Here is a 25,189-nt window from a genome sequence, read left to right on the forward strand (position 1 = left end):
CCCATCCGCATATCTCACACACCACGGAATACAGCCAACGCCCCAGGTGGATCAGGGACTTCGAAAGAGATCACCCTAACGAGCCGAAGTCAGTAAGCACAGCACGTCAGAGCCATCTGAATATCGCAACTAGACGGAGGACGGACAGCCCATGTGCCTCACACAACAAGGGCCAGATCAGGACCGCAGATAATGCCGGGAATCTAGTATTGTTGGGTGTTTTAGCAGCTCAAGAGGGTGGTTCGGGTTCAGCCGCATGAGGCATGTGTGGGCGCTGGGCCGGGGTCGTGTGGTTCAGCGGCCCCGGCCCAGCGTCCTGGTGGTCCGGATCCGGGGCTCAGGCGAGGTGCTCCAGGAGCCAGGTGGTGAGGGAGCGAAGGGTGCCGGAAAGGGCACCGCGCAGGGCTGCTCCGGCCAGGGCCAGGCGTTCGGGGCGGGTCAAACGCGTGCGGGACATGAGGTCCTCCACAGGAAGTGTGGTGGGTGGGCGGGGCAGCCGGCCGGCTTGCTGTCCACATTCAGACCCCAGGAGAGATCGACTCCACGTTGCGATACGCCGTCAACAGGTCTGGCCATTAATGCTGTTCACGCTAGGGCGGGGTACGGGATCGGGGACGATGGTGCGATGAGTGGCGACAACGTGGATGGCCTGTCCGGCCCGAAGGAGAACCCGAAGCGGCATCAGCCGCTGAAGCAGGCGCGCGTGGGATGGCCGCCGGCGCTGCGGGAGCTCAAGGAGTTGCTGTACGAGGTGTACCTGGCGGCTGGTGCCCCCAGCCTGGATGACATCGCCGCCGCCCTCCGCGCCGACGACGATCTGGACGGGGCGCCGAGCCGGGACACGGTCCACCGCGTCCTCACCCGTGCGTCCGTGCCGCCCAGCCAGGCCGATGTGGTCGCCATCGCCACGGTTCTTGCCCGCCGGGCCGTCTGGGATGTGCCGGATCTGACCGGGCGGGTGTGTGAGCTGTGGGGGCGAGCGCGGATGGCGCAGGGCGTGGGGCGCCCGGTCAGCGACTTTCGGGACGACGAACGGCTCCTTCTGGACGGCGGCCTGGGGATCCATCCGGCATTGGACACCGATGGCGCTCACGAGCAGTTCAGTGTTCTGCCCGACTACATCCGGCGGGAGCACGACGCCCGCCTTGGGACGGTGGCCGGCGCGGCGAGGGACGGGTGCAGCGGAATCGCGGTTCTGGTCGGGGGATCGTCCACGGGCAAGACCCGTGCTCTGTGGGAGGCGGTGAGGGGGCTGCCGGACGGCTGGCGGCTGTGGCATCCGCTCAGTCCCACGGCTCCGGAGGCGGTTCTGGCCGCGCTGCCGGACGTTGCCCCGCATACGGTGGTGTGGCTCAACGAGGCTCAGCACTACCTGGGCCCGGATCCGCTGGGTGAACAGGTCGCGGCGGGTCTGCGGGAGTTGCTGCACGATCCGTCACGGGCCCCGGTGCTTGTCCTGGGCACCTTGTGGCCCAAGCACTGGGACGACCTGACGCGCCGCGCCGACCCTGACCGGCACGCCGTTGCCCGGGGTCTGCTGAGCGGGCACAAGATCGACTTGCCGGATGCTTTCACCTCGGCGGATATGGCCGCACTCGACGCCGCCAACAGTGCCGATCCCCGGCTGAAGGCAGCCGTCCAGCGCGCAGACGATGCACAGGTCACCCAGTTCTTGGCCGGAGTGCCCTACTTGATGGAGCGCTACCACGCGGCGAGGGGAGCCACTCTGGCTCTCATCCACGCCGCCATGGACGCCCGCCGCCTGGGCGCCGGCCTTCATATCCCTCTCGACTGGCTCACCGACGCCGCCCCCGGCTACCTCACCAACACCGAATACCACACTCTCGGCACCGACTGGCTGGCCCAGGCCCTCGAATACGTCACCGCCCGCTGCAACGGCATCCCCGGCATCCTCACCCTCATCAACCCCAGCGGCGCCCGCAACCAGCGCACCCGCCGGCTCGGCCATTCCCCGCAGGGGCCGCACTACATGCTCACCGACTACCTCGACCAGCACGGCCGCCGCCAGCGCGCCGAACTCATTCCGCCGGTCGATTTCTGGCAGGCGGCCGCTCACCATGCCCACCCCACCAACCTGGCCGAACTCGGCCGGGCTGCCTGGGACCGCGGTCTGTACCGCGACTCCGCCCAACTCCACAAAAAGGCCACCACCCACGGCAACACGCACACCGCAGAAATCCTCGTCCAACACCTTCACACCCTCCACCCCACCGACCACCGCCCCGCCCAATGGGCCACCACGCACGCCTCCCTCGACGACCCGTACGCCGTCGCCGAGCTGCTGGAGGTGCTGCGGGAGACCGGGGCGGACGAACAGGTCACCGCACTGCTGGTCCGCGACCCCGCCGCGCACACCTCCCTCGACGACCCGGACGACGTCGCCCGGCTGCTGGAGGTGCTGCGGGAAACCGAGGCGGACGAACAGGCCGCCGCACTGGCAGAGCGGGCTGCCGCGCACACCTCCCTCAACAATCCGTACGACGTCGCCCGGCTGCTGGAGATGCTGCGGGAGGCCGGGGCGGACGAACAGGTCACCGCACTGCTGGCCCGCGACCCCGCCGCGCACACCTCCCTCGACGACGCGAACGCCGCCGCTCGGCTGCTGAGGGCGCTGCGGGAAACCGGGGCGGACGAACAGGCCGCCGCGCTGACGGAGCGGCTTCCTGCCGCAGGACACTTTGATCTATTCATTGAGTTCGGGGAGAACCAGGAACACCTCCAATTCGGACGTGAACCTGACGGGAGTGCCGCCCCTTCGTGGGCGTGGAACGATCTGGACTGAACCAGCAACATCGGGTGAGCAGTACGCGGTCGGCCTGGTCCAGGACGTCGGGGGTCAGACCTCGATGAAGGCGACCACGCCCCACAGCGGTCGCCCATCGACAGGGGATTCGGCGCATGCAGCACGGAACTTCATGACACCGATGACTGACCGTCAACACGTGTCTCACAACCAGCAGATATCCCACAGGCACACGGACTGATGAGCCCATGTGCCTCACACAACGAGGGCCAAATCAGGACCGCAGATAATGATCGACCTCAAGGCGGTGACGTAGTAGATGACGCGGACTCCGTCGATCTCGTCCGCGTAGTCGCGCAGCAGGGTGCCGGGCACCTCGGTGCCCAGCTCCGGGTTGACGCTGATGGCGACGATCGCTCGGTCCAGGCGGTGCGTCTCGCTCGCGGTGAGCTTGGCCAGCTGGGTGAGCGCGGGCTCCACCATGATGACGTGCGAGCGGCGCGCGCCGTGCTCAGGCGACACGCGGCTGCTCGTCCGCGAGGCGGGCGAGGTGGGCGTCGCGGGCGGTCTCCCACGGCACGCCGGACTCGGGCGAGGGATAGCCGTTGGCGGCGATGTCCTCCAGGACCGAGGCGAGGACATCTGTCTTGGCGCGCTCCGCGGCCGCGTACGCGCGGGCCGATTCGGCGGCATGCTCATCGAGGGGCTGGCGGGTGGGCGCGGGGGCCGGCTGCTGGCTCATCCGGGGCTCCTGGGCTTCTCTTGGCTTGTGTCACCACGGTATCGCCGGGGCGGGGTGCGGGAGCCGGGTACGGAGGAACCGGGCCCACCGGAAAGGGCATTGACCTGTGCCAGTGATCGTTGATCGATTGCCACGAAGGATGATCGACCCGCTGCCCGAAGGACGCGGCGGGTCACAACGCCAGACATGCTCCCAACGCTGCCGTCAGAAGGCATACAGACAACGCAGGGCGGCTCGGCCTCAACAGAGGCCAGCACCGGGCTTCAGTCCAGGGTGACTCGATAGACAGTGGACTCTCTCCGTTGAAAACCTGCCCGCTCATACAAGCGATTCGCAGCCTCTCGCGAAGGGCGCGAAGTGAGGTCGACGGTTCGAGCCCCTGAGTCCGCGGCCAGTCCAAGGGCCTTGTCGATCAGGACCTTGCCGACCCCGTGGCCACGGGCAGCGGCATCGACTACTACGTCCTCGATGTGAGCCCGCAGGCCGGATGGCAAGGGTGACATCACCAGCGTCAACGTCCCAACGATCAGGCCCTCGACACGGGCCACCAGCAACGTGTTGGTACTGGCACCCGTCAATCTCCCCACTGCTTCATGGTCCAGGGGCTTCGCCTTGGACGACAGCTGCGGAAGGAGACGAGCGAACGCCTCCACCACTTCATCAGTCGCCTCGTGAACGACCTCAGTCTCAACGCTCATGCTCTGGAACCTATCGGCTCCTGGGAGTTGCCGATCAGCAGGCAGATCCCCCCAGCTGGCTCTGTACGCGAGAATCAGCAGCACTTCGTCATCAGTTCGGGAGTCACCAGCCTCAGATGACTGAGCTGAATGTTCACGAGAACGGACAGCGTTGGGGAGCGTCGATCGCGATCAGTCCAAGTCTGCTGAGGCCAGGGTGACCGCGAGCGCGATGTGGGAGACGGCACTCAGACAAAGCTCTGCCGCCGTGCTCGGGTCCGGGGCGGTGCGTGCCTCCTGTAGTGCCAGCAGACCGGTCAGAGCCGCGGCGTCGACCGCCTCGTCGAGGATCTCGTCTACGACGAGATCGCCGCCGGCTGCCAGCTCGTGCACCAGAGCGACCGCCTCCTCCGGATCCGTCCGCCAGCGGGCGGTGACCTCGGTGCCGGCGCTCACCAGGTCCATCGCGGCGGCCTGCTCCGCCGTCGGCAGCGGCACGTCGTTTGGACCGGGCGGGTCGCCCTGTTCCACGACCTCCTGGGCCTGCGCCACGGCACACCGCGCCGCATACGTCCGCTGGGCCTGCGCCCGCTCCCACTCCAGGGCGGACGACCACCGGGCGTCGTCCTCGGCGCGGGCCCTGTCCAGCAGGGCGGCGGCGGTGAGGCTGATCTGGACGCACGGCAAGACATTCACCTCGACGTCCTCCGTGCCGGGCGAGGCGGCGGCGATGGGTTGGTACACCGCGCCAGCCGCTTCGGCGCAGGCTCCGATCAGCGTGGTCAGGGCGGCGGTCAGTCGTGCGTGGCGGCGGCGACGTGCGGGCAGGTCCGAGCGGTTCGATGTAGCGGTCACTCCCACACTATGTCGCGCAGCGATCCCCCGGTGCTGTCCGTTCTCGTGAACATCACCCCAGACTCACCAGGTGCCTCCCGAAGTCATGACGAACTGACTTCACAACTCGCGAACAAAGCCACCCAGCTGCCTCACAGGGTGCTGGGGGATCTGGAGGACCGCTCTCGGTGGTCAGTTCGCGTGCGGCGGCCAGACGTGCGGTCCGGTGCACTACCCGCAGGCGGCGCAGCCGGCGCACTCCAGGCAGAACTGCTTGGGGACGCGCGGGCACGAGCAGATCGGGTTGTAGTCGGGATCGTCGTCGCCCTCGAACCAGGGCTCTCCGAGCGGTGGCGCGTAGTCGACGTGGACCTGGCCGTCGGCCGTCAGGTCCTCGTACCGGTCCCGCAGCCGGTCACCTCCACCCAGGAGGCCACCACCTGGTCGCCCGCGCTCACCGGTCGCCCGCTTCCACCAGTTCGGCGGGCGCGAGGCTGCGCTCCAGCCAGGCGGCGAGCGCGTCGGTGGCCTCCGGGTCGGCCTGAGCGAGGCGGCCGGCGAACTCCAGCTCGCCGTCGGCGGCCGGGGCGCCGGAGCGGGCGAGCACGGTGAGCAGGACGGCGTGGGCCCGCACCGCCTCGGGCAACGAGTCGGCGGCGGCCGTACGCGCGGCCGGGTCGGCGTAGTGGCCGGAGCGGTCGGCGAGGGCCTGCGCCAGCCAGCCGTCGACCACCGGGTGGTAGTCGCCCCGGTGGACCAGGACGTCGCGGGCGGCCTCGTCTCCCGGCCGGGTCTCCACGGTCCGGTCGAGTCGGCCGGCTCGCATGTGCGCGGCGAGTTCGTCGGTGCGGGCGGCGAGCTGCTGCTGCTCCTGGCGGTGCTGCTGCTCGGCTTCCTCGCGGCGCCGGTCTTCGGCGAGCTCCTCCTGGACGACGACGTCGGCGTCCGGGTTGTACGGGCCGCCGGTCGCGGTTAGCAGCTGCACGACGCGCTGCCACTCCGCGAGCTCTGCAGCGCGGCGGCCGCCGTCATCGGCCGCGGCTTCGTCGCGGCGGTCCAGGCGCGCGTGCAACTCGGCTTCCCCGAGCGCCTTCACCGCCTGGTCGGGTGTCATGCCCCGCGCGCGGCGCCACACCGAGGCCCGGCCGACCTTCGCGTAGTCGATTGGCGTGCGCGGGGCGTCGGCGCGGCCGCGGGCCCCGGGGACGCGGCGTCGCCGCCATCCGTCGGACGTGGTCATCAATGCAGTTCGGTGGGCCGGCTATCCAGCGAGCCGAAGCGCAGAAGTTGTCACCGGCGAAGCCGGCTGAGCTGGCGGGTAGAGCTGGACGAGGCAGCCTGGTTGTCACCAACGAGGCATTCGACTTGTCACAAGTACTTGTTCGGCAGCCCTTCTGTCACGGAGAAACGATGGTCGTCCATCCAGTGGCGGCCACTACCTCCCGTGCGATGTCGACGATGAGCCGCCCGTCCGTCGCTACTCGCACAGTGTCTTCAGGGGCCCGCTGATCCAGGAGTCGTGCCTTGCGGACACTCCCTTCCAGCTCCTGTTCCAGCTCTGAGCCGCGTTCCCGGCCCACCAGCCGCTCGCGGGCGGTGGCATCGGAGGCGGTGAGCAGGACTCGTGTGATCCGTACTCCACCCCCCATGGCACGTTCAAACATGCCCGCTGCCTCCGGCAGCACGCTCAAGGTGTTCGTGTAGATGAGGTTCCGGTATCCGCGCTGGGTGAAGTTTGCCCACACGGCAGTCAGGTTGCTCTCGGTGATCTCTGCGCGGTGCGGGTCTCCCTCTGGTGCAGGATGCACCTGCCCCATGAAGTCACCATCGATGATCGCGTGAGCGACTGCTGCGGAGCGCAGCAGCGCCGAGACTTCCCACCCCACCGTCGTCTTGCCGACACCAGCTCGTCCTCCGATGAGCAGTACTTCTGCGTGATCCATGCGGGCAGCCTGCCAGCGGGCGACCACCTCAGGCGATGCAATATCGGACCGAGGGTGACAACAAGCCTGCCTATGTGACAACTACCGTGCTTCGGCTCATTATCCAGGTGTACAGCACGCTCAAATTACGCGCTGCTAAAACGCTATGTTGAGCCACTCCACGTCCGCGAATTTCACCTCCAGGCCCGCCCGGCCGCCACCGCCTTGACGGAAATAGGCGTCCGCGATGGCCTCCGCGACCGCGTCGTGCAGATCACTCTCCGTCGCACCCTCCTCCTGCGCGGCGAGGATGGCGGCCGCGTGGGAGGGGGAGACGGCGACTGTGATGTCCCGTACTCGGCCCGCGTCCGAGGTGCCCTCCGGACCGAGACCGAAGTACGCCCGGCAGGAGATGACCAGCCCTCCCGAGGACGCTGCGCGCGGGTGGAGGCACCCGAGAGGTAGCGCTGCACCGTCTTGCGGGAGACGCCCAGACGCTCGGCCAGGGACTTGGTGGAGCCCTTCTCCCGCGTGCGAAGGAATTTCATCTGGGCTCGTGCGGATTTCGGCGCGGGCCGGGTGAACAGGGCCCGCTCCGCGCGGGCGAAGCCGTCCAGGATCTTGGCGCGCGTCCGGGCCGCGCGCTTCACGTCGTCAGCAGTCATGTGATCATTCCGCCCGGCCGGGCCTGTGGACAGAGACCGGCGGCCCGTCGCGCGGCCGGGGCTGCCTACCGTGGTCGGCATGACGACGACTCCCCCGGACGGTCCGCCGGTGCCGGTGCGGGTGGTCCTGCCGGACGGCCAGGAGCTCACCGCCCGCCTGTGGGCACGGCGCCAGACACCGCGTGGCTGGCTGTACGAGGTGGGGCTGCCCGCGTACCGCAACACCGAAATCGGCGACGTCCAGGCCGCTGAGTACCGGGTCTGGGTGCGCGCCCCCGAGCACGTCCGGCCGGTCGACGGCGTCTCCTACGACGTGGTGCCCACCGAGCGACTGCCACCGCCTTCGGCGGTGCGCGAGATGCTGGGGCCGCGCCGGCCTTCGGGGTGGGTGCTGCAGAAGGCCGGCGGCCGCGGCCGCGGCGGCGCCGTACTCCACGCCGTCGACTGCACCGAGGCCCCGCAGAACGCGCCGCTGCTGCCCCTGGAGCGGGCCCTGGACGTCGCAGAACAGCCCGGCACCCGCCTGTGCTCCCTGTGCGGCGCTGCTGCCGAACTCGACCCGGTCCTGAAGGGCTTCGACCGCGGATTCGGGTGATGGTCGCAGAGGGCAGCCAGTGGTCCGCGCCCGCAATGAGCCAGTTGGTGAGTTCCACCGTTCCGAGGCGCCACCGATAGAAGACCTCGATGAGGCCGAAGAAGGTGTCTTCGTCCCATGTCTCCGGAGCCAGAGGCCTGCTGCCGGGCGATGGTGCGCGGCGTGGCTCCTTTTCCCGCTGCCTCTCACTACGGTGTGACGCGGGCGGCTCCGCACCCCGTGCGCGTGGCAGGGGTGCGGAGCCGTGTTCGGTGGGTGAGGGCCTTTGGGTTAGGCCGGGGTGACTTCGGCCTGGTAGTGGGCCGGGTTACTGCCAGGGTTGTGGTGGGCTTCCATGCTGATGGTCACCGCGCCCGGAGTGGGGCCTGCGGTGAGCTCGGGGGCGGTGGCCTTGCCCTGGGCGTCGGTGACCACCTCTGCGGTGGTGGTGTTGCCGGGGAAGTGGGATCCGGTGCTGCCGTCGACGGTGAACAGGACAGGCAGGCCCGTGAGCGGTGAGCCGGTGTCGGCGTCGGCGGCGGTCACCGTGAGCCGGTGGGCGAAAACAGAGCCTGCAGCGGCCTTCTGCTGGTTGCAGGCGCCCACCCCCGAGAGGTTCGCGCGGGCCTTCGTGCTGGGCGAGGGTGCCGGATCCGGAGCCGGGGCCGGGGCGAACGTCACCTTCCGCACGACATGAGCGTCGCTGTCGGCGATGTAGAGGTTGCCTTGCGCGTCCAGCGTCACCTTGTTCGGCTCTCGGAAGCGTGCCTGGGTGGCGGGTCCGTCGTCGCCACTTTCGCCGTATTCCCCGCTGCCGGCGACGGTGGTGATGATCCCGTCGCCCGCCGACACCTTGCGCACCCGGGCGCTGCCCGTGTGGGCGATGTAGAGGTTGCCCTGCGCGTCCACCGCCACATCGTACGGATCCACGATCCGTGCCTGGGTGGCGAGTTTGCCGTCGTCGTGGCCAAAGTAGCCGTCGCCGTATTCCCCGTTGCCGGCGACGGCGGTGATGGTCCCGACCACGCCGCCCCCGGATAATGTCATCGTCATGAGAACACTCCCCCTTCGTCGCATGAACCCTACGGAATCCTAGTGCTGCAACCGTGTTGATGTGACGGTGTGTCGGTTATTGGGTTGTGGCCTCGCTCTTCAGGAATCCGGTGTCGTCCACGACGAGTGCCGCCTCCCGGTCGCCGAGGCGTTCGATCACGAACTCCCCCACATCGTCACGGACTTCGCCAGCATCCCACCTGACACGCCACCAGGCGGATGTCGGCCATCGTGTCGAGCAGTTTGGGGGGGGGGGCCCCGGGGGGCGGGCCCCCCCCCCCCCGCCCCCCCCCCCCCCCCCCCCCCCCCAAACCCCCCCCCCCCCCCCCCCCTGGCCGGCCCCACTCCCCCCGCGCCCCCCCCCCGGGGGGTGTGTCTGCGTGTGTTGGGGGGGGGGGGGGGGCCCGGGCGGGGGGGCCCCCCCCCCCAACTGCTCGACACGCGGCCTGCTACAGCTCGAACTCACCCGGCCCACTACCTGACAAACCCGCAGATCAGTCCCCACCCATCAAGACCCGCTCCCACACTCACAACCGCCTCCGAAACGCCCGCACCACCTGACCACACCAGCACACCAAACTGATAACCCCAGGTCAGCGCACCAACCACTGACCAGAAAAACCGCTCCTGGACATCGCCGCTCTTGCGGCGCTGGGGGTGGAGTGGGCGGGCCCGGCACCGGCCGTCGAAGCCACCCCGGAGCCGCCCGCCCCCCAGCTCCGAATCGCCGACCGGTGCGTGAGCACCACGAGGAGTGCGACAGGGAGCTGTACGGGGGCGGGAACTGCACCTGCTGGTCCATCGAGCGGTTCGGGCCGCCCTCCGAGCGGGAGAGCTGCGGGGACAGCCTCTGACCGCTCCCCCGCCGCCGTGAGACCCCGGGCCTGCCGACTGGGCCCGGGGCCTCCTACGTCACCCTGCGGGCTACCAGCGGCGCAGGTCTTTGGTGATTTCGCGGTGCCACTCGGTGCGGCGCGGCACGTACGCGTCGGGCGCCGATCCGAGCGCGACGGCCTGGTCGGTGATCTCGTAGGTGACCCGGTAGGCCAGGACCTCGGTGGCGAGATCCATCCACTCCTGCGTCTTGTGCGCCGGCGGTACGGGACCGAGCACGGTCACGAACCACATGGGCAGCAGGGCGCGGTCGCGGATCGCGTCGGCCAGACGGCTGCGCAGCAGCCAGTTCAGTTTCCGCTCCGCCTTGTCCCCTGCTCGATCAGGGATGCCTTGGCCTGCCTCAGCGAGTCGTCCTGGCCAGTGCGGCCTGCGCGGCCTGGGCGTGGCCGGCCTGCTTCTGTGCGCGCTGATCGTGCCTTTCGGCGAGCGGGCGGGACATGCCGAAGTCCTTGACGGCTTGCTTGAACTCGCGGGATGTGCGCGGCTGGCTGGCCAGGATGTCGGCGGCCTCCACCACCTTGTCACGATGCTCGTCGCGCTCTTCGACCGCTCCTTGGTACTCGCGGACCTTGAGGCGGTGGGCCTCGCGCTGGTATTCGGGGAGCAGGCCGGATCGTACGTGCCAGCCGTGGCTGGCGGTCCTGGCCAGTTTCTTCCACTCCGGGTCGATGGTGTCGAGGTCGGCGCGCGGGGCGCCGCCTGCGGCGAGCAGGTGGGCTTCGAGGGCCTGGATGCGGCCGGTGAGCCGTTTGAGGGCCTGGTCGGTGTCCTGGGTGTGGCCGCGTACGTCGTCGTCCAGCTCGGTGAGCTCGTTGCGGACGGTGCTGAGGTCGTCCTCAAGGCTGCGGACATCGTCGCGGATGTGGCGCAGTTCGTAGTCGAGGTCTTCGACCTCCCCCAGCTTCGAGCGCAGCGAGTGCAGCTCGTGCTCCATCCCGTCGGTCCGGGTCTCCAGATGGCGGACCTGGTAACCGTAGTCGTCGCTCACCGCTGCGCCCCCTTCCCGCCTGCTTCCGTGCTGTCTGTCACGGACCCGGCGACGAGCATCCAGCCCAGGGCGGCGGCGATGATGGACCACCGGCTGATCACGCTCAGGCTGATGAGGGCTATCAGGAGAGCGACCACGTGCACGGCGATGGCCCCGAACCGATGGTCACTGTGCTGTTCGGCATCGACCTTCTGGAAGCAGCCGGCCACCGTTCCCACGAAGTGCGGGATCAGCAGGACCAACCACCAGGCCGAACGATCGAGGACGAAGACCAGCGCGATCAGCACAGCGCCGACGGCCGCCTGGCTGCGCCAGGACCACGTCACGATGCGCTCACTGCGCCTGCGCTCGGGTTCGGCCAGACGCCCGGGGATCGTCTCCTCGAACTCCACCAGCTCGCTGGTGACATTCACCAGCCGCGCGTACTCCACCGCGAACTGGTCGTCGTCGACGTCGTATTTCAGCACCTCCGCATGGCGAGCGCCGACCCTCTGCTGAAGCTGCGCCAGCTGCCCCTCGATCTGCCGTTCGGTGCTGTCCACCGAACCACCCCCACCTGCGATGCGCCACGCGCCGACCGGATATTTCCCACTGGCGGCCACCGCCAGCTGTCAAACGATCGACCGTATCCGCAGCTGTCCCGGCCCCGCTGGACAATCACGTGCAGTGGCCGAAACCATGCCGATCAAGGCCGTGCACCGCTGCCTGACGTCGGATGGGCCCGCCCGTTCCACCTTGTGGTGCGGTGCGGTGGCTTCGGGTCGGTCCCGCTGTGCGGTCTGACGGCTGCCAACCGCACAGCGGGCACCCGGGCACGCGGGCAGGATCCCCGGCAGAACCAGCCGCGGCCACGGCCCGGCTCCTGGTCGGCCGAGGCGGCGCTCTAGGGCGTGTATCGAAAGTAGATCTCGAACGGTGCGGCGAAGGTTCAAATCACGGTGGGAGATCCAAAGCCGTGCAGTCATTGACGGCGACCAGGACCGGATCGACGCAGCCAAGCCGCAGTAGCACAGCAGAAACAGCAGTGGGCCCGCGGTGTCGGTCGGCACCGCGGGCCTACATGCGTACGCCGATCATCAATCCCAGATCAGCCTGCCGCCCTGAACACGTCCAGTTGCGCCCTGCGCCCCCGCAGAAATCTGCTCCATGAGGACGACCGTCTCGCTGAACAGAACGGCCAGTGACTCGTGAACTCCGAAGGATGGCGCATCCCCATCGCCGAATGAACCGATCTGACCGCTACGCACATCCAGGAACTTGCCGTAACAAGCATCATCGTCCGAGATGATCGGAATCCACTGCTCATGCCAGAAGGGAAACTCCGGGTCGTCGGACGGGTCGTCGCGCTCGATCTCCATCTTGAAGTGGTACGTCCGCTCCATGGCCGCGAGTCCCAGCAAATCGCGGTTGCCGGGCACGACCCCCTCCGTGACCCCCTCCGGGCCATTGTCGGCCCCAGACGCCTGGAGCCACTTCCGAAGCTCGACCGGGAAAACGATGCGCATGCGCTCCTCAGCCGCAGCGATCGCTGCCGGCGGAGCGGGAGCAAGGATCGACGACGCAGTCGTCGGTGCATTCGTCTCCAGCCAGTCCACCAATCGCTGCCACGCCAACTGCACGTCCCCCATGGTCATTCCTTTCTCTGAACGTCTACCTGCACGGCGCACCCTACGGCCCGGCAGCGAAGCACCTCAGAAGCGCAACGTCGTGCGCGAGGACATACGCGGCCTACGCGGCCCGGACGGCTCGCCGGCGCCGGGGGAACGGTCTGCCAGTAGACGGTGTTTCCCTGCCCGCCGTGTCCCAGCCGTCCACAAAGGCGGCCGGGGTACGGCGTTGCTCTTCCTTGCTGGCGATCTGCCGGTCGTTGAGCCGGATCGGACGAGGGCCCCGGGCGTCATGGCGTCCGGGGCTCTCGTCTTGCCCGTGACTTCGCGAGGCTCCCGGACGGGTGATTTCACCCTCGCGTACGCGGGCGCAGTTCTAAGCGAATACGCCCAACTTGCTTGATTTTCTCGGCTCTTGACATTGTTTTAGACGTTATGTCACGTTCGCTGCGTTTCGTCGGTTGTTGGGCTGAAGGGAGTAGCTGTGAGTGAGGTGTTGACCGCGTCGGCGGTCGTGCAGGACGACCGGGGCGACCAGGACGGCGTTGCCCCGGACCGGGTCGCCCGGGGCAAGCCGCTCGAGTTCGTTGGTGGTGTGCCGGTGTACGGCAGCGGGCGGGCGCCGGCGTATCTGCGGTCGAAGACCCAGCTGGGCAAAGTGCGGCGCAAGCCCGCCGCCGGGCAACGGCCGGTCGCGTACATCTACACCCGCTGGTACGGGGACCGGGTCGCGCTGTGGGACCCGGAGCAGGCGGCGAAGATGCGCCCGCTGTCGGCCCTGCAGCGTCGGCAGATGCGGCAACGGCGGACCTGCACCGACTGCGGCGAGAAGTTCCCCGCCCCGGTGTGGGGGATGTGCGGGCGATGCCGGGACCGGGAAGCGCAGCGCCGGGCCGATCTGCGCCGCCACACGTGCCAGGACTGCGGCACCGTGTTCAACACCCCTGCACCGGCGCATGGTTGGCGGGGCGCGCTGTGCCTGGCGTGCGACGAACGGATCGAGCGCGGACGCCGTGTGGCGCCGTCGCTGGTGGAGCGCTCCTGCCGGCGGTGCCTGGCGGAGATGTTCCCGCTCACGGCGTGGGCGGCGATGAGCGAGCACGAGCAAGCCATGGCCGCCTGGCACTGCACTCCGTGCGAACGCGAGATCAGCCAAGAGCGCGCAAAGGCGCAGCGGCGAGCGGACCGGGACCGGTGGGACGACCTCGGACCGACCATCGCCTGGGCGCAGAAAATCCTTGCCGACCCGGATGCGTACGCGATCCTGGACACCGAAACAACGGGCCTGACCACGACATCACGGATCGTGGAGATCGCCGTCACCACGGCGGCCGGCGAGGTGCTGCTCGACACGCTGCTCAACCCCGGCGAGCCGATCCCGGCGGAAGCGACAGCGATTCACGGCATCACCGACGCCATGGTCGAAGAAGGCGCGCCCGCCTTCTCCGAGCTCCTCCCCCGCCTCACCGAGGCCCTCGCCGGGCGCCGGGTCGTGATCTATAACCAGGAGTACGACACCGGACGGCTGCTGTGGGAGCTCCACCTGCACCACCTCGCCCACGGCCCGGTCGACCTGACCAAGCACTCCCGCTACGGCGAGCGGCGGCACCCGGCCGCACGGGCCTGGCTGGACGCGCAGGCGTGGGAGGAATGCGCGATGGAACAGTACGCCGCCTTCTATGGCGCCTGGCACGACTACTTCGGCAGCTACACCTGGCAGCCGCTGGGCGGCGACCACCGCGCCCTGGGCGACTGCCAGAAGGTCATCTCACGACTGAAGGAAATGGCCAAAGGCCGTGGGTTCGAGTTTTCCGAAGGGGGGCTCGTAGCCGAACTCGCGGGTGCTGCGTCCATAACGGTAGCGGGGCCGCCCCGGGTTCGTCCGGGCCCGCTGAACCTACGACGCGGCGCGGTCCAGAAGGTGGCGCACTGCCGGGGTGTCTCTGTGTGGTGCGAGCGCGCCGAGGACGGTGTCCAGGCGCCGGACGGCTCGCGGTGAGTCCGAGGCGGCGGCCAGGTCGTACACCCGCGAGGCGACCGCGGCGGCTTCTCTCCCTGAAACCCCGCGAGGTGTAAGAAGTCCTCGACCATGCCCGCCTCCAGCAGTCCGACGAGCAGTGGCGAGCCAAGTACGGAACCCGCGCGGGCGTCGAGGGAACCATCCATCAGGCCGTCGCGGTCACCGGGATGAGACGTGCCCGCTACCTCGGCCTCCAGAAGACCCGCTTGGAACACGCCTTCTCCGCCGCTGCGCTCAACCTCATCCGCCTCGATGCCTGGTGGAACGGCCACTCGCTCGACCGCACCCGCGCCAGCCACCTTGCCCGCCTCGACCCCTCCCTCGCCGCGTGACCAATAGAGCTGGCAGGGTCGCCACCGGCCGCAAATGATCGGCCTTCGAAAACTTGGGAGGGCTGGCCGTCAGGTGAAGAGGGGGGAGAGGGCTGCGGTGATGGCGGCGGCGAGGGCGAGGACGGCGGCGAAGGTGCTGGCAGCGCGGGTGCAGACTGTTGGCCAGGTGGCGCCGTCGATCCGGGCGAGCATGCCGGCGCCGACGGCGGACAGCAGCGCGACGAGGAGAACGACAGCGATGGTGAGAAGGACAACGGCGACGGTCACGGCAGACTCCCTGGACACGGTGGGGTGTTGACAGGGACGAAGTTCGCGGAACCGCTGTGCGCCATGGTTCACCGGAACGAAGATGAACACGGGCACACACCATCAAGGGGGTCGTTCACATGCTCGATGATCCGGACCGTCGACGTTCCGCACTGTCCGAGCTGCGCTCAAGGCTGGATGAGGGACGGGCCCGCGCCCGCCTGGATAAGACGCAACTTTCCAGGAGAGCGGGACTGGGGCGTACGACGGTGTCGAACGCACTCTCCCCCGACCACGGGGTGCCGTCGCTGGAAACGGTGACGGCGCTGGCCGATGTGCTGAAGCTGCCGGTGGAGGAGTTCCTGAAGTTGCGGCGGATCGCGGCCGGGGAGACAGGCACCGCGTCCGCCGACGTGTCGGGGCCGGGCCGGCCGATCGGGCAGTGGGATCCGCACGAGCTGGAAGTCCACCCCGCCGGATCCGGCAAGAGCCCGTTGAGTGCGGACGGCGTGCGGGCACTGCCGGGGTATGCGCGGCGCGAGCATGACAAGGTGCTGGCCAACGCGGTCACGGCGGCGGCAGCAGGCCGCAGCGGAATCGTGGTCCTGGTGGGGACCTCCTCGACGGGTAAGACCCGGGCGTGCTGGGAGGCCGTGCAGCCGCTCGCCGAGAGGCCTGGCGGCTCTGGCATCCCTTCGATCCGACCCGCGCCGAAGCCGCACTTGAGGACCTTCACAGGGTCGGGCCACGGACGGTGGTGTGGCTGAACGAGGCACAGCACTACCTCGGCAACCGGAAGTTCGGCGAGCGGATCGCGGCCGCGGTGCGCCAGCTGCTGCTCGACGAGCAACGCGGCCCGGTCCTGGTCCTGGGCACGCTGTGGCCCGAGTACGCACACCACTACACCACCCCACCCACACCCGGCAGGGACGATTCGTACAGCCTGGTGCGGGAACTGATGGCCGGACACACCGTGAGCGTCCCCGACACGTTCGACGCCGCGGCCCTGGCCACCGCGACATCCCTTGCCGAGCAGGGCGACACCCTGCTGGCCGATGCCCTCACCCGAAACCGGAACGGCGGCCGGATCACCCAGGACCTGGCCGGAGCTCCCGAACTCCTGCGCCGCTACGAACAGCCCCGCCAGGCCGCCTCCCGCGCACTCCTGGAAGCGGCGATGGACGCACGCCGGCTCGGTGCAGGCCTCCACATCCCTCAGGCATTCCTGACCGACGCCGCCCCCGACTACCTCAGCGACCACGACTACGACCTGCTCACCGATGACTGGGCCGAACAGGCCTACGCCGAACTCGCCCAACAAGTCCACGGCAAGCAAGCACCCCTGCGCCGCACCACGCCCCGGCCCACACGGCGCCCGCCCACCCCCACCACCGACGCTGGCACCACACCGCCGACCTCCGCAGGCCCGGTGTTCCTGCTCGCCGACTACCTCGAACACCACGGCCGCACCACCCGCCGCCGCCTGTGCCCACCCGCATCCTTCTGGTATGCCGCACACACCCACCTCACCCACCCCGACGACCTGAACAACCTCGCCGAAGCAGCCCAAGACCGGCACCGCCTGCAATGGAGTCATCACCTCCGCCAACGCGCCGCCGACCACGGCAACACCGACGTCCTGGCCGACCTGGCCGTGATGCGAGAGGAGGCCGGGGACCAGGACGGCGCCGAGGCTCTCGCCCGGCAGGCCGCCAACCACGGCAACACCAACGCCCTGACCCGCCTGGCCTGGAGGCGGGAGAGGGCCGGGGACCGGGACGGTGCCGAAGCCCTCTACAGGCAGGCCGCCGACCACGGCACCGACTTCCTGGCCGACCTGGAGTGGCTGCCAGATATCTTCAACAGGCTGTGGCCGCATGGCCTGGACCCGGACGGCACACCGACGTCTCCATGGTAGTGGACGGCGGTCCCGGACGGGGAACGTCATTCGGCCGCGACGTCGCCAGTCGCGGGCCTCGGTGACGGTCCCGCGTTGCGGAGGCTGTGTTCGATGAGGCCGGGCTGGTCGATGGTGCCGGTGTAGCGCAGGGCCGCGCCGACGGACAGGCCGAACAGGTCGCAGATGCGGCGGGGGTCGCCGCCGGTGGCCTCGGCCTCGTGGAGAAGGCGGTCCTCGCGGAGCCGGCTGGTGGGCATGCCGAGCACGTCGTTGATCCAGACGTTGCTGACCGGCTCCACGCCGCAGCCCGTGGTCTGGGAAATGAACAGGTGGGGGTTGGCGGTGCGGGGCCACCGGTGGTTGCGGTAGTCCAGGTAGGCCGCCAGGCGGGTGCGTACGGGGTCGGCGAGCAGGACCGTCCGGTTCGGCAGGAACAGTCGTCCGTCGCGCAGGTCGGTGGTTTTCAGTATGCGCAGATGCCCGGTAGTCAGCGCGTGGAAGATCGCCAGGGCAGCCAGGGCCGCCCGCGGTACTTCCTGGTCGTGGAGGACTCTGCGAAGGTCGTCGACCTCGACGGGCAGGGGGATGGTGGTGGTCGGCATGCCGCAGAAGATTCGGGCGGTGGGGTCGGTGAAGATGATCCGCCGGTTCTTCAGTGGCCGCAGGATGTGCCGCAGGCCCTGAAGCATGTCGACGCGTGGGGTTCCGCTGTCGGGCAGGACAGCGACGACGTCGGCACGGGTGATGGACCTCAGCGAGTCCTTGTCCTGCTCGGCCCACGCCCGAAGGGCGGGCAGCGCGTTCGTCACCATCCGCTGAATCCACCGGTGCGGTCGTGCCTTGACGCGCGGTGCGGTGGTACTGCCGGAGAGCTTCAGCTCGAACCAGACGGCGAGTTCACCGGCCATTGGTTCGGGGAGGCCCGCGGTGCGTTCGCGGAACCAGGGGACGATGTTCGGGATGCGGTCGTCGTCGAGCATGTCGAGTTGGGCGAGCAGCCTCAACAGGGGCCTGGCCGGGAGGTCGAGCTCCCGCAGCAACAGGACGTCGGACGCCAGGAACCGGGCACCGGGCGTGTCCTGGATGCTCAGCAGGACACGCAGCCCGCGGTCCAGACCGTAGGCAGTGCAGTACCCCAGTCCGTGGTGTTGCGCGTAGTCGTCGACCGCGGCCTTCAGCGCCGCCGCTACCTCGGGTGCGTCAACGTCGGGGAAGCCGCGCTGCTGGCCGCGCCGCAGGTTTCGTCCATGCGGGGAGAACAGGGCGAGCTGCTGGTGCCCTACTGGCACCAGCGGGGGCGGGAGCTGCGGGTCCGGTTTGGGCCGACGCCGCGAGGACTTCGGGTTCAGCAACTGGAGACGCCGTTCGGTGTCCGCGAAGTACAGCTGCTGCCCGTGCCGGTTCGCCCCTTCCAGGTCCAGGGCATGGCGGCGGGGCCGCAGTACGTATGCCTGCTTCGTGCACAGCCGGCAGGCGCCGGTGTCGCCCAGGTGAAGCTCGCGGCCGCAGATCCGGCACGGACCGGACTTCGGGTAGAGCCGACGCCAGCCGCGACACCCCACGCACATCCTGCCGTAGCGCCGCAGCATCCCCCAGGCGAAGCAGTCCGGGCAGGACGCCGGGCGCTCTGCTGACGAACCGCGGTAACAGTCACGGCATTTGAACGCCGTCCAGTAGTCCTCCCTCGATCCGCACTGGCGGCACGGCGGCGGGTCGCACGGCTGTGGCCGGCAGCGGTGGCAGTACTTCGCGCCCTGGCTGGACACCGGCCGCTGCCGGCACCGTGGACAGATCCTCGGCGGCGCCATCAGAGCGGCGGAAGGGTCCGGCCGCGGCCCAGCCGCGGCACCACGGACGAGGACCCGGTCGCCGCTTGTGGCTCGGCCTGTGGCCGCCTGGCCGCTGCCACCTCCGGCTCGTGGATCAGCAGGTCCGCCGTGGTGCACTTCAGCACCAGACAGATGATGTCCAGGTCATCGAGCCGGACCGTCGTGGGCGTCCCCGTCCACAGCGCCGACATCTTCCCCGTACTGATCTCCAGCCCGGCATCCGCCAGGCGCCGGCGCATCTCGGTGGACTTCCAGATCCCCCGCTCGGCGGCTTTCATCCGCAAGTTCCAGCGCATATCCTCTCCCTCAGCCCAAGCCCAGCCGGTCTGTGACCCGCTGGTTCGCCGTCGCCCACGTCTGCTCGATGTGGTTGTCATGCACGTGGATGTACCGGGTCGTAGTGGACAGCCACTCGTGACCCAAAAGCTCCTGCACCGCCTTGAAACGCCTTGCAGATAGAGCGAAGACGCACAGAAGTGCCGCAGCACGTGCGGTGTCAGTCGCCCGGACCACGCGGGCAGGAACGCCCCCACCGCACCCTTCAAGCCCGACCGCAGCGCATCGTCACCGGCCCGCAGACAGAACCCCGTCAGGGAATCGCGGCGTTCGCTGGGGAACATGGGGGCGTCGGGGTTGGCGTAGTCGTCACCGAACTGGTGCCGCACGTCGCCGAGCCACCAGTCCATCAAGGCATCCGTCGAGTTGATGGCCGGCACCAGACGGCCCTTCGGCCCCCGGCCGCGACTGCCCTTGCCATGCCGGACGTGCAGCTTGCCGAAGTCGCCCAGGTCCGGCCGCCAGTCGCGGATGTCCAGCTTGAGCGTCTCGGTCATGCGCGTCCCGACCCGCCGCCACAACGAGGCGACCATGTAGTCCCGGGCGGCGGGCAGGAACTTCCTCGCCCCGCCCAGCGACTCCCGCCACCCGGTGAACAACTGGTCCACCTCCGTCTCCGACGGCGGAATCCGCTGCGTTCCATACTCGCTCTTGGCCGGGCGGTTGAACTCGTCGATCGGCTGCACCAGCACGTGACCGGTCAGCGCGTGGATGTCGCCCTGGTAGCAGGCGATCAGGAAGTCGAAGAACTGCGCGAGCGTCCACGCCTTCGTCTGGACCGTGCTGTGCGCCAGCCGCTTGACCTTGCGCTGGTCCGCGAGGAACCGGTCCGCGTCCTCCGGGCCACTGGTCCACACCGGTCGGCCGAGGAACCGTACGAACTCGAAGATCGCCCGCCGGTCGTCCGCGATCGAACCGTCCGCCATCCCGGCGCCGACCCCGGCGAGCAGGAACTGGTCTACCAGTTCCTGCTCGAAGTCCTCGTACTCCTGTGCCGTCGCCAGTCGCCGCGGTGTCCCGATCGACCGGACGACCGCGAGCGTCACCGACGCCTCAGCTCATTGCGAACGACCATGCGTCATGGATAGCGGCAGGCCGTCAGTAATCTCGACGGAACGTCGGACTCTCCATGCGATCGAGTGAACCCCCGCTCACCAGTACCGCAGGTCAGAAGATGATGGCCTATACAGAAAGAACTCACGGGAGTCCCAACAGTCTACCCCAACCCCTTCGACACCGTGGAGTAGACGGGCCACTGAGGCGTCAGCGTGGGCCCGCCACGCTCCGCCGAGGTCGTCCGCGCCGATGCCTGCACAACGGCTGCGCCCCGAGACCAGAGCCCATTGGTTCCCTGGGCGCAGGAGGCCGGGATCTCAGCGGGGCAGTTGCTGCTGGCCTCGGTGGGCTTCTCGAACAGCCACCGTCAGAACGGGGTGTTCTCGTCTTCCCGGGGGCAGCAGCAAACAGTTACGGCGGCTCAGCATCAAGCACTCGCGCAGATACTGCCTCTACGCGCCAGAAGGCTGGGCGGCAAGGTCGATGAGGGCTGCGTAATCGCCTGCGGTCGGGACCATCCCATCACTGAAAGCGGACTTGAGGCGGTTGACCGTTTCCTTGGTGTCGGCCCGCGCAGCGCCAGCGAGGTCGATGAGGGCTGCGTAATGGTCTGCGGTCGGGACCTTCCCATCACCGAAAGCGGACTTGAGCCCAACGGCGGCGAGGTCGATGAGGGCTGCGTAATCGGCTGCGGTCGGGGTCTTCCCTTCGCTGAACGTGGACTTGAGGTCTTCGGGCGACTTGGCCATGTCTGTTCCCTTCTGTCGTGTACCAGGACGGCGTGCCTCCCACCCGCCCCATTCGATGAACCCGTTAGTCCAACAACCTACTTCAGACAGAGTGCAACCGGTTCGCAGCCACAACCGCTCACGAATCCACGAACCCGCCGGCTTCACACCGTGCCGACTTCGACCACATGGTCCGGCTCGGCTGGGTCCGCTCCCCGCAGTCGATCGAGGTCCAGTTCGGCACGAGCCGGGCCGGGGCCGTCGACGTCGCGCTCTACACCACGGCCTCCGTCGACGCGGTCATCCCCGCGCACCCGGAAGTCGACTGGGAGCAGCTTCGCGCGGTGGAGAATGGCCGACGCTCGCCGCTCGCTGCTCTCCGGTAGCGCACAGAAGCAGCGAGGCCCCGTGGCGGCCTTCGGCTACGTGCGCGGGACGGGCCTGGTCCTCCAACGGAGGACCGGGCCCGTGCTGTGTGCCGCCCCGCTCGGCTGGTCTTGCTCGAAGTCCCCTCCCCCGGTGATCCCGGCGCAGCAGAATCGGGGGCGCAGGGTTGGAAGTGCTTCGGCGTGGTCCCGGGATGGCGTCCTGGCAAGGCAGCGGTCAAGACTCACCCCAAGCAATGTTCTTCACCGCGTCTTGCAGTTCGCCTAGCAGTTCCCGCTCGGCCTCTTCGGTGCGGGCCTCGATGTTCCACTGCCGGACGTCGTCGACCAGGCCCTCGATCGTCTCGTCGAGGCGCTGGCGCAGCAGCCCGGGGCGGAGAGCTTCGACCTCGACGGCGGTGTGTGGATCGATGCCTTCGCTCAGGCACTCCTCCCGGTAGCGGGCGAAGTTGACGTCGTGGGTGGTGAGCTGGCCGGAGCGGACGTCGTCGGCGGTGATGGCGATCTGCGCCTCGCTGTTGGCGGCCGGGTCCGGGACGTCCTCCAGCCGCCGTGCGCCCGAGGGGCGGATGGTCCTGTCGATCAGGGCCCGGAAGTTGCCAATCTCCGTGCGCGCTCCCTTGTGGCAGCGGTGCTGGAGTCCGAACAGCAGCTGGGCGACGACGAGGTCGGGCAGGCCCCGGAAGCTGACCTCGGCGGCGAAGCCGCACGACGGTGCGGTCCGCAGCCACGCCGCCTGGTCGAAGGCGGGGTTCTTACGCAGGGCCCAGAGCCGTTTTTCGTGGGCATGGCACAACCGTGTGTCGCCCGCGCTGACCGCCCGGCGGTTGCAGGCGAGCACGGCGCAGTCGCCCAGGCCGGGCAGGCCCTTCACCGCGGGGTCGGCGAGGAACTCCTCCAGCGTGCCGCCGTGTTTCTGCATCTGCCACCAGTGCGTCCGGCATACCGGCCGGGTGCCTGAGTCGGTCCACGGCCGCTCGCAGCCGGAGACGCGGCAGCCGCCCACCGGCAGATGCAGGTGGGGTGCGGTGCGCGGGACCTGGACGAACTGCTCGTAGGGCAGTGGGGACTGGCGGAGCCGGGTGGCGCAGGTGCTGCAGAGCTTGCGTCCCTTCACCGGTGACAGGCAGCCGGGAACCGGGCAGCGTCGCCCGCCCAGGGTGGGGTGGCCGATCGGCGGGTCCAGGACGCGGCGCTCGGCGTTCCAGCCTGCCCTGTCCAGGAAGTCTTTGCTGATCAGCGAACGCAGAAAGGCCGTCAGTTCGTCATCGGACGCGTCTGGCCCCGGGGCTGGCGCGGTCGGCAGGGCCGCCGGTCCTGGCCGTCATCGGGTGCCCTCCGCGAGCTCGCGCGGCGAGGGGACCCGGTCCACCGCGGCGCGCAGCCGGTCGGGGTCCGGGGTCAGATAGGGCTCGGCGCTGGACAGCCGGGCATGGTCCAGCAGCGCGGCGATCTCGTCCTGGCCACCGGCAGCGTCCGCGAGGTTACTGCCCGCCGCGCGGCGCAGCATCCGCGGCGTGACATTCCTCGGCAGCCCGGCGCGCTTCGACAGCCGTCCGAACAACTCGGTGATGCTGTCCGCAGTCATCGGGGCGCCGAGCGGCTCGGCGAACAGGTTCACCAGCACGAAGTCGCTGTCCGGCCCGTGCGGCAGCGCCATCCGCTCCATCACGTACTGGTCGTAGGCGGTCACCACCAGATGGTCGACAGGTTTCCACCGTCCCGGCGCCGCCGCCGTCTGCCGCTTCGCCCAGGCACCGTTGGAGTTGTCCCGCCGCAGCGTGTGCAGGTGAGAGCCCTTCTTCGGGCAGCCCAGCATGGTCGAGCCGGCATGAAGCGCATGTCCTCGCGCCGCAGGCCCGCGGCGCCTCCCGGACGCAACCCTGCCCGGCCCAGCAGCAGCACGATGAACCGGTCCCGCCCGCTGCGGCACGCGAGGAACAACTCCACGATCTCGCGGTCAGTGGCCCGCTCGCCCTTCTTGCGCGGCACCTTCACCCGGTGCCGCGGCCGCATGCGGTACCCGGTCAAGTCCTCGCCACGGGCCTGCTCCGGCAGGTCCCACGACTCCGCCACCTCGTACAGCTGGGCCATCGCCCCCGAGGGCACCGCCTTCGTCGTGATGCCATGCAGCAGGAACTGCCGCACCCCGGTGAGGACATTCTCGATCCGGGCCGGCTCACGCACGGGCTCGGCGCCGGGCCCCGGGTACACCAGCCCGGCCCCCGCCGGCCGGTCAATACCCGTGACCTCCTTCGAGCCGAACTTCAGCCACACGACAAACAGCCCCAACTCCTCGGCCGCCACCCGCCAATCACGGCCGGTCCGCGCGCACCAACGCAGGAACAACGCGACATGCCCGGCGTACGTACGCGTCGTCAGCTCGGCCTGGTCCTTACCGAACCGCACATGCCGCAAGAACGCATCCGCCTCCGGGACCACAACCAGGTCGTCATCCAGCACCGTCCAGTACCGAACCCCGGACGGAAGTTGTACAGGAAAGGCCCGCAAGGGTCTCCTCCGATCTCATCTGCAACGTGTCGCAACGATCACGACAGCCCCAGAGATGCGAGGAAGAACCCCAGCTCACACGATCAGCGCAGCGTCACGCCACACTCTCGGAAGCCCGGGAGAACGACGTACGCCAGATGCGCTTCCCTCGTAGGAACAGCGAAAGCCATGACAGCCAGCAACCAACCTGCTAGCCGCATCACAACATCCGCTTGGTCACCCCATGACAGCGACCACAGCCCCGTCCTGCACCCGCTACCAGGACATCAACACCGCGATTCCACTGACGCCCACCCGCTGCCACCCCACCACCCACTCACACAGCACTCGGAGCCCAGCTTTCGCTGGCCGACCGGGACGGAGGTGGACCGTCAGGAGTCACGCCACAGCTGTGTCGCGTCCGCGGCGTCGCAGTCCGCCATCTGGAAGCCGATGCTGCCCACCATCCGCAGACAGCGCCTCTCGGCGACGTTCTCCAGAGTGTGCCCGTCCGAGGATGTGCCTGCGATCCGCCAAGTCTGGGATTCGGAACCGTTGCAACTCTCCATACTGATCCCTGCGGGACCGCTTGACTTCAGGCACTGGCTGGAACCCTGACCGACGAGTTTGAACTTCCCACCGGAGGTGGGTTTGTACGTCCACGTGTAGTAAGTCGTGGCCCCGTTGTGCGCGGGCTCGCCGCACACCAGATTCCTGACCATGGTGCCCCCGTAGGTGGATGCGCTTTCCGCCAGGCACCGGTTCATGGCGGCGTTCTTGAGGTAGTGCTTCCCCGCAGGCGCCGGGTCCTGCCCACCACCAGAACCCCCCGAACCGCCGGAACCACCTGAACCGCTGGGACCGTTGCTTCCGCCCGAGCCGCCCGCGTCACCCGACCCGCCGGTGGTCTTGCCCCCGGTGGTGTTGCCGCCGGACGCATCACCGGACGCACTCCCGGATGAACCGCCGGTGGTGTCATTGCCGGACGAGCCACCGTCCGCGCCACCGCCCGATGAGGTGCCGCCATGCACGGGTCCGCCCCCGGCCACGGGCGGCGTTGTGGGAGTGCCAGCCGAAGTGGTGTCGCTGGGACGGCTCGCGGCGGAGCCGTCCGCTGAGGCCGCGGGGGCCGGGCCCGGGCTT

24 protein-coding genes and 2 pseudogenes are annotated in these 25,189 nt (G+C 69.0%); 7 read left to right on the forward strand and 19 right to left on the reverse strand.

Annotated elements, in window-relative coordinates; all coding sequences use genetic code 11:
* Nucleotides 1–625 precede the first annotated feature (625 nt).
* Nucleotides 626–2,803, forward strand: coding sequence for a hypothetical protein (locus tag ACIHCL_RS35695; RefSeq protein WP_399868628.1), 2,178 nt, complete (start codon nucleotides 626–628; stop codon nucleotides 2,801–2,803).
* A 216-nt stretch (nucleotides 2,804–3,019) separates the two neighbouring features.
* On the opposite strand, the gene ACIHCL_RS35700 is transcribed toward ACIHCL_RS35695, so the two are convergent.
* From ACIHCL_RS35700 to ACIHCL_RS35725, 6 genes are all read right to left on the reverse strand, one after another.
* On the reverse strand, nucleotides 3,020–3,286 hold the full coding sequence (locus ACIHCL_RS35700) for a hypothetical protein (protein ID WP_399868629.1): 267 nt from the start codon (nucleotides 3,284–3,286) through the stop codon (nucleotides 3,020–3,022).
* Nucleotides 3,276–3,506, reverse strand: a complete 231-nt coding sequence (locus ACIHCL_RS35705) for a hypothetical protein (protein ID WP_399868632.1) — start codon at nucleotides 3,504–3,506, stop codon at nucleotides 3,276–3,278. The genes ACIHCL_RS35700 and ACIHCL_RS35705 overlap by 11 nt, the downstream gene beginning before the upstream one ends.
* Before the next feature lie 263 nt (nucleotides 3,507–3,769).
* Complete coding sequence (locus ACIHCL_RS35710; protein WP_399868633.1) at nucleotides 3,770–4,204, reverse strand: GNAT family N-acetyltransferase; 435 nt, start codon at nucleotides 4,202–4,204, stop codon at nucleotides 3,770–3,772.
* Nucleotides 4,205–4,375: 171 nt separating this feature from the next.
* On the reverse strand, nucleotides 4,376–5,038 hold the full coding sequence (locus ACIHCL_RS35715) for a hypothetical protein (protein WP_399868634.1): 663 nt from the start codon (nucleotides 5,036–5,038) through the stop codon (nucleotides 4,376–4,378).
* Nucleotides 5,039–5,471: 433 nt separating this feature from the next.
* Nucleotides 5,472–6,257: a hypothetical protein gene (locus ACIHCL_RS35720; protein WP_399868635.1), complete on the reverse strand. Its 786-nt coding sequence runs from the start codon at nucleotides 6,255–6,257 to the stop codon at nucleotides 5,472–5,474.
* Nucleotides 6,258–6,414: 157 nt separating this feature from the next.
* Nucleotides 6,415–6,960 carry an AAA family ATPase gene (locus ACIHCL_RS35725; RefSeq protein WP_399868636.1) on the reverse strand — a complete coding sequence of 182 codons (546 nt, stop codon included), beginning with the start codon at nucleotides 6,958–6,960 and terminating at the stop codon, nucleotides 6,415–6,417.
* A 723-nt stretch (nucleotides 6,961–7,683) separates the two neighbouring features.
* Between ACIHCL_RS35725 and ACIHCL_RS35730 the strand changes: the two genes are divergently transcribed.
* Nucleotides 7,684–8,199, forward strand: coding sequence for a DUF6233 domain-containing protein (locus ACIHCL_RS35730; RefSeq protein ID WP_399868638.1), 516 nt, complete (start codon nucleotides 7,684–7,686; stop codon nucleotides 8,197–8,199).
* A 270-nt stretch (nucleotides 8,200–8,469) separates the two neighbouring features.
* Here ACIHCL_RS35730 and ACIHCL_RS35735 read toward each other — a convergent pair whose 3' ends face one another.
* The 5 genes from ACIHCL_RS35735 to ACIHCL_RS35755 all read right to left on the reverse strand — a co-directional run bounded on the left by ACIHCL_RS35735 (nucleotide 8,470) and on the right by ACIHCL_RS35755 (nucleotide 12,744).
* Nucleotides 8,470–9,231, reverse strand: a complete 762-nt coding sequence (locus ACIHCL_RS35735; RefSeq protein WP_399868639.1) for a hypothetical protein — start codon at nucleotides 9,229–9,231, stop codon at nucleotides 8,470–8,472.
* 924 nt (nucleotides 9,232–10,155) lie between these two features.
* Nucleotides 10,156–10,359 (reverse strand): hypothetical protein, encoded by a 204-nt coding sequence (locus ACIHCL_RS35740; RefSeq protein WP_399868640.1) that lies wholly within the window; start codon nucleotides 10,357–10,359, stop codon nucleotides 10,156–10,158.
* A gap of 109 nt (nucleotides 10,360–10,468) precedes the next feature.
* Nucleotides 10,469–11,116: a hypothetical protein gene (locus tag ACIHCL_RS35745; protein WP_399868641.1), complete on the reverse strand. Its 648-nt coding sequence runs from the start codon at nucleotides 11,114–11,116 to the stop codon at nucleotides 10,469–10,471.
* Nucleotides 11,113–11,658: a hypothetical protein gene (locus ACIHCL_RS35750; RefSeq protein ID WP_399868642.1), complete on the reverse strand. Its 546-nt coding sequence runs from the start codon at nucleotides 11,656–11,658 to the stop codon at nucleotides 11,113–11,115. Before ACIHCL_RS35750 ends, ACIHCL_RS35745 begins: the two co-directional genes overlap by 4 nt.
* 534 nt (nucleotides 11,659–12,192) lie before the next feature.
* On the reverse strand, nucleotides 12,193–12,744 hold the full coding sequence (locus ACIHCL_RS35755) for an SMI1/KNR4 family protein (protein WP_399868643.1): 552 nt from the start codon (nucleotides 12,742–12,744) through the stop codon (nucleotides 12,193–12,195).
* A 463-nt stretch (nucleotides 12,745–13,207) separates the two neighbouring features.
* Here ACIHCL_RS35755 and ACIHCL_RS35760 point away from each other — a divergent pair, with 463 nt between their 5' ends.
* Both ACIHCL_RS35760 and ACIHCL_RS35765 read left to right on the forward strand, forming a co-directional pair.
* The gene (locus ACIHCL_RS35760) at nucleotides 13,208–14,722 is read left to right on the forward strand and encodes a 3'-5' exonuclease (protein WP_399868644.1); all 1,515 of its coding nucleotides are present in this window, start codon (nucleotides 13,208–13,210) and stop codon (nucleotides 14,720–14,722) included.
* Between the two features lie 98 nt (nucleotides 14,723–14,820).
* Nucleotides 14,821–15,075, forward strand: a pseudogene (locus tag ACIHCL_RS35765) (transposase); the annotation flags it as partial.
* A gap of 69 nt (nucleotides 15,076–15,144) precedes the next feature.
* On the opposite strand, the gene ACIHCL_RS35770 reads toward ACIHCL_RS35765, so the two are convergent.
* Complete coding sequence (locus tag ACIHCL_RS35770) at nucleotides 15,145–15,342, reverse strand: hypothetical protein (protein ID WP_399868645.1); 198 nt, start codon at nucleotides 15,340–15,342, stop codon at nucleotides 15,145–15,147.
* Between the two features lie 119 nt (nucleotides 15,343–15,461).
* On the opposite strand from ACIHCL_RS35770, the gene ACIHCL_RS35775 reads away from it, so the two are divergent.
* Nucleotides 15,462–16,088, forward strand: a complete 627-nt coding sequence (locus tag ACIHCL_RS35775; RefSeq protein WP_399868647.1) for a helix-turn-helix domain-containing protein — start codon at nucleotides 15,462–15,464, stop codon at nucleotides 16,086–16,088.
* Complete coding sequence (locus ACIHCL_RS35780) at nucleotides 16,076–17,239, forward strand: hypothetical protein (RefSeq protein ID WP_399868649.1); 1,164 nt, start codon at nucleotides 16,076–16,078, stop codon at nucleotides 17,237–17,239. Before ACIHCL_RS35775 ends, ACIHCL_RS35780 begins: the two co-directional genes overlap by 13 nt.
* A gap of 26 nt (nucleotides 17,240–17,265) precedes the next feature.
* Here the strand turns inward: ACIHCL_RS35780 and ACIHCL_RS35785 are convergent, their stop codons facing one another.
* The 3 genes from ACIHCL_RS35785 to ACIHCL_RS35795 form a co-directional block, all read right to left on the reverse strand.
* Nucleotides 17,266–18,783, reverse strand: a complete 1,518-nt coding sequence (locus tag ACIHCL_RS35785; RefSeq protein WP_399868651.1) for a hypothetical protein — start codon at nucleotides 18,781–18,783, stop codon at nucleotides 17,266–17,268.
* 245 nt (nucleotides 18,784–19,028) lie between these two features.
* Complete coding sequence (locus ACIHCL_RS35790) at nucleotides 19,029–20,432, reverse strand: helix-turn-helix domain-containing protein (RefSeq protein ID WP_399868653.1); 1,404 nt, start codon at nucleotides 20,430–20,432, stop codon at nucleotides 19,029–19,031.
* Between the two features lie 462 nt (nucleotides 20,433–20,894).
* Entirely contained in the window at nucleotides 20,895–21,191 is a 297-nt protein-coding gene (locus ACIHCL_RS35795; RefSeq protein WP_399868654.1) for a hypothetical protein, read from the reverse strand.
* A gap of 149 nt (nucleotides 21,192–21,340) precedes the next feature.
* Here ACIHCL_RS35795 and ACIHCL_RS35800 point away from each other — a divergent pair.
* Nucleotides 21,341–21,556 (forward strand): annotated as a pseudogene (locus ACIHCL_RS35800) (hypothetical protein); the annotation flags it as partial.
* A gap of 217 nt (nucleotides 21,557–21,773) precedes the next feature.
* Here the strand turns inward: ACIHCL_RS35800 and ACIHCL_RS35805 are convergent.
* From ACIHCL_RS35805 to ACIHCL_RS35820, 4 genes are all read right to left on the reverse strand, one after another.
* Nucleotides 21,774–22,673, reverse strand: coding sequence for a hypothetical protein (locus ACIHCL_RS35805; protein ID WP_399868656.1), 900 nt, complete (start codon nucleotides 22,671–22,673; stop codon nucleotides 21,774–21,776).
* A gap of 207 nt (nucleotides 22,674–22,880) precedes the next feature.
* Nucleotides 22,881–23,249, reverse strand: a complete 369-nt coding sequence (locus ACIHCL_RS35810) for a tyrosine-type recombinase/integrase (RefSeq protein WP_399868657.1) — start codon at nucleotides 23,247–23,249, stop codon at nucleotides 22,881–22,883.
* The gene (locus ACIHCL_RS35815; RefSeq protein WP_399868658.1) at nucleotides 23,246–24,019 is read right to left on the reverse strand and encodes a hypothetical protein; all 774 of its coding nucleotides are present in this window, start codon (nucleotides 24,017–24,019) and stop codon (nucleotides 23,246–23,248) included. Before ACIHCL_RS35815 ends, ACIHCL_RS35810 begins: the two co-directional genes overlap by 4 nt.
* A gap of 419 nt (nucleotides 24,020–24,438) precedes the next feature.
* The gene (locus ACIHCL_RS35820) at nucleotides 24,439–25,095 is read right to left on the reverse strand and encodes an RICIN domain-containing protein (RefSeq protein ID WP_399868659.1); all 657 of its coding nucleotides are present in this window, start codon (nucleotides 25,093–25,095) and stop codon (nucleotides 24,439–24,441) included.
* Nucleotides 25,096–25,189: the final 94 nt, after the last annotated feature.

It is taken from the genome of Streptomyces sp. NPDC052042, from assembly GCF_044548345.1.
In the GTDB taxonomy this organism is placed as follows: domain Bacteria; phylum Actinomycetota; class Actinomycetes; order Streptomycetales; family Streptomycetaceae; genus Streptomyces.

Excerpts from the sequence above, each read along its gene's own strand:
- ACIHCL_RS35705 (WP_399868632.1), bottom strand. The coding sequence starts at position 3,506 with ATGAGCCAGCAGCCGGCCCCCGCGCCCACCCGCCAGCCCCTCGATGAG.
- ACIHCL_RS35735 (WP_399868639.1), bottom strand. The coding sequence starts at position 9,231 with ATGACGATGACATTATCCGGGGGCGGCGTGGTCGGGACCATCACCGCC.
- ACIHCL_RS35725 (WP_399868636.1), bottom strand. The coding sequence starts at position 6,960 with ATGGATCACGCAGAAGTACTGCTCATCGGAGGACGAGCTGGTGTCGGC.
- ACIHCL_RS35795 (WP_399868654.1), bottom strand. The coding sequence starts at position 21,191 with ATGGCCAAGTCGCCCGAAGACCTCAAGTCCACGTTCAGCGAAGGGAAG.
- ACIHCL_RS35740 (WP_399868640.1), bottom strand. The coding sequence starts at position 10,359 with ATGTGGTTCGTGACCGTGCTCGGTCCCGTACCGCCGGCGCACAAGACG.
- ACIHCL_RS35730 (WP_399868638.1), top strand. The coding sequence starts at position 7,684 with ATGACGACGACTCCCCCGGACGGTCCGCCGGTGCCGGTGCGGGTGGTC.
- ACIHCL_RS35720 (WP_399868635.1), bottom strand. The coding sequence starts at position 6,257 with ATGACCACGTCCGACGGATGGCGGCGACGCCGCGTCCCCGGGGCCCGC.
- ACIHCL_RS35710 (WP_399868633.1), bottom strand. The coding sequence starts at position 4,204 with ATGAGCGTTGAGACTGAGGTCGTTCACGAGGCGACTGATGAAGTGGTG.
- ACIHCL_RS35755 (WP_399868643.1), bottom strand. The coding sequence starts at position 12,744 with ATGGGGGACGTGCAGTTGGCGTGGCAGCGATTGGTGGACTGGCTGGAG.
- ACIHCL_RS35775 (WP_399868647.1), top strand. The coding sequence starts at position 15,462 with ATGCTCGATGATCCGGACCGTCGACGTTCCGCACTGTCCGAGCTGCGC.
- ACIHCL_RS35695 (WP_399868628.1), top strand. The coding sequence starts at position 626 with ATGAGTGGCGACAACGTGGATGGCCTGTCCGGCCCGAAGGAGAACCCG.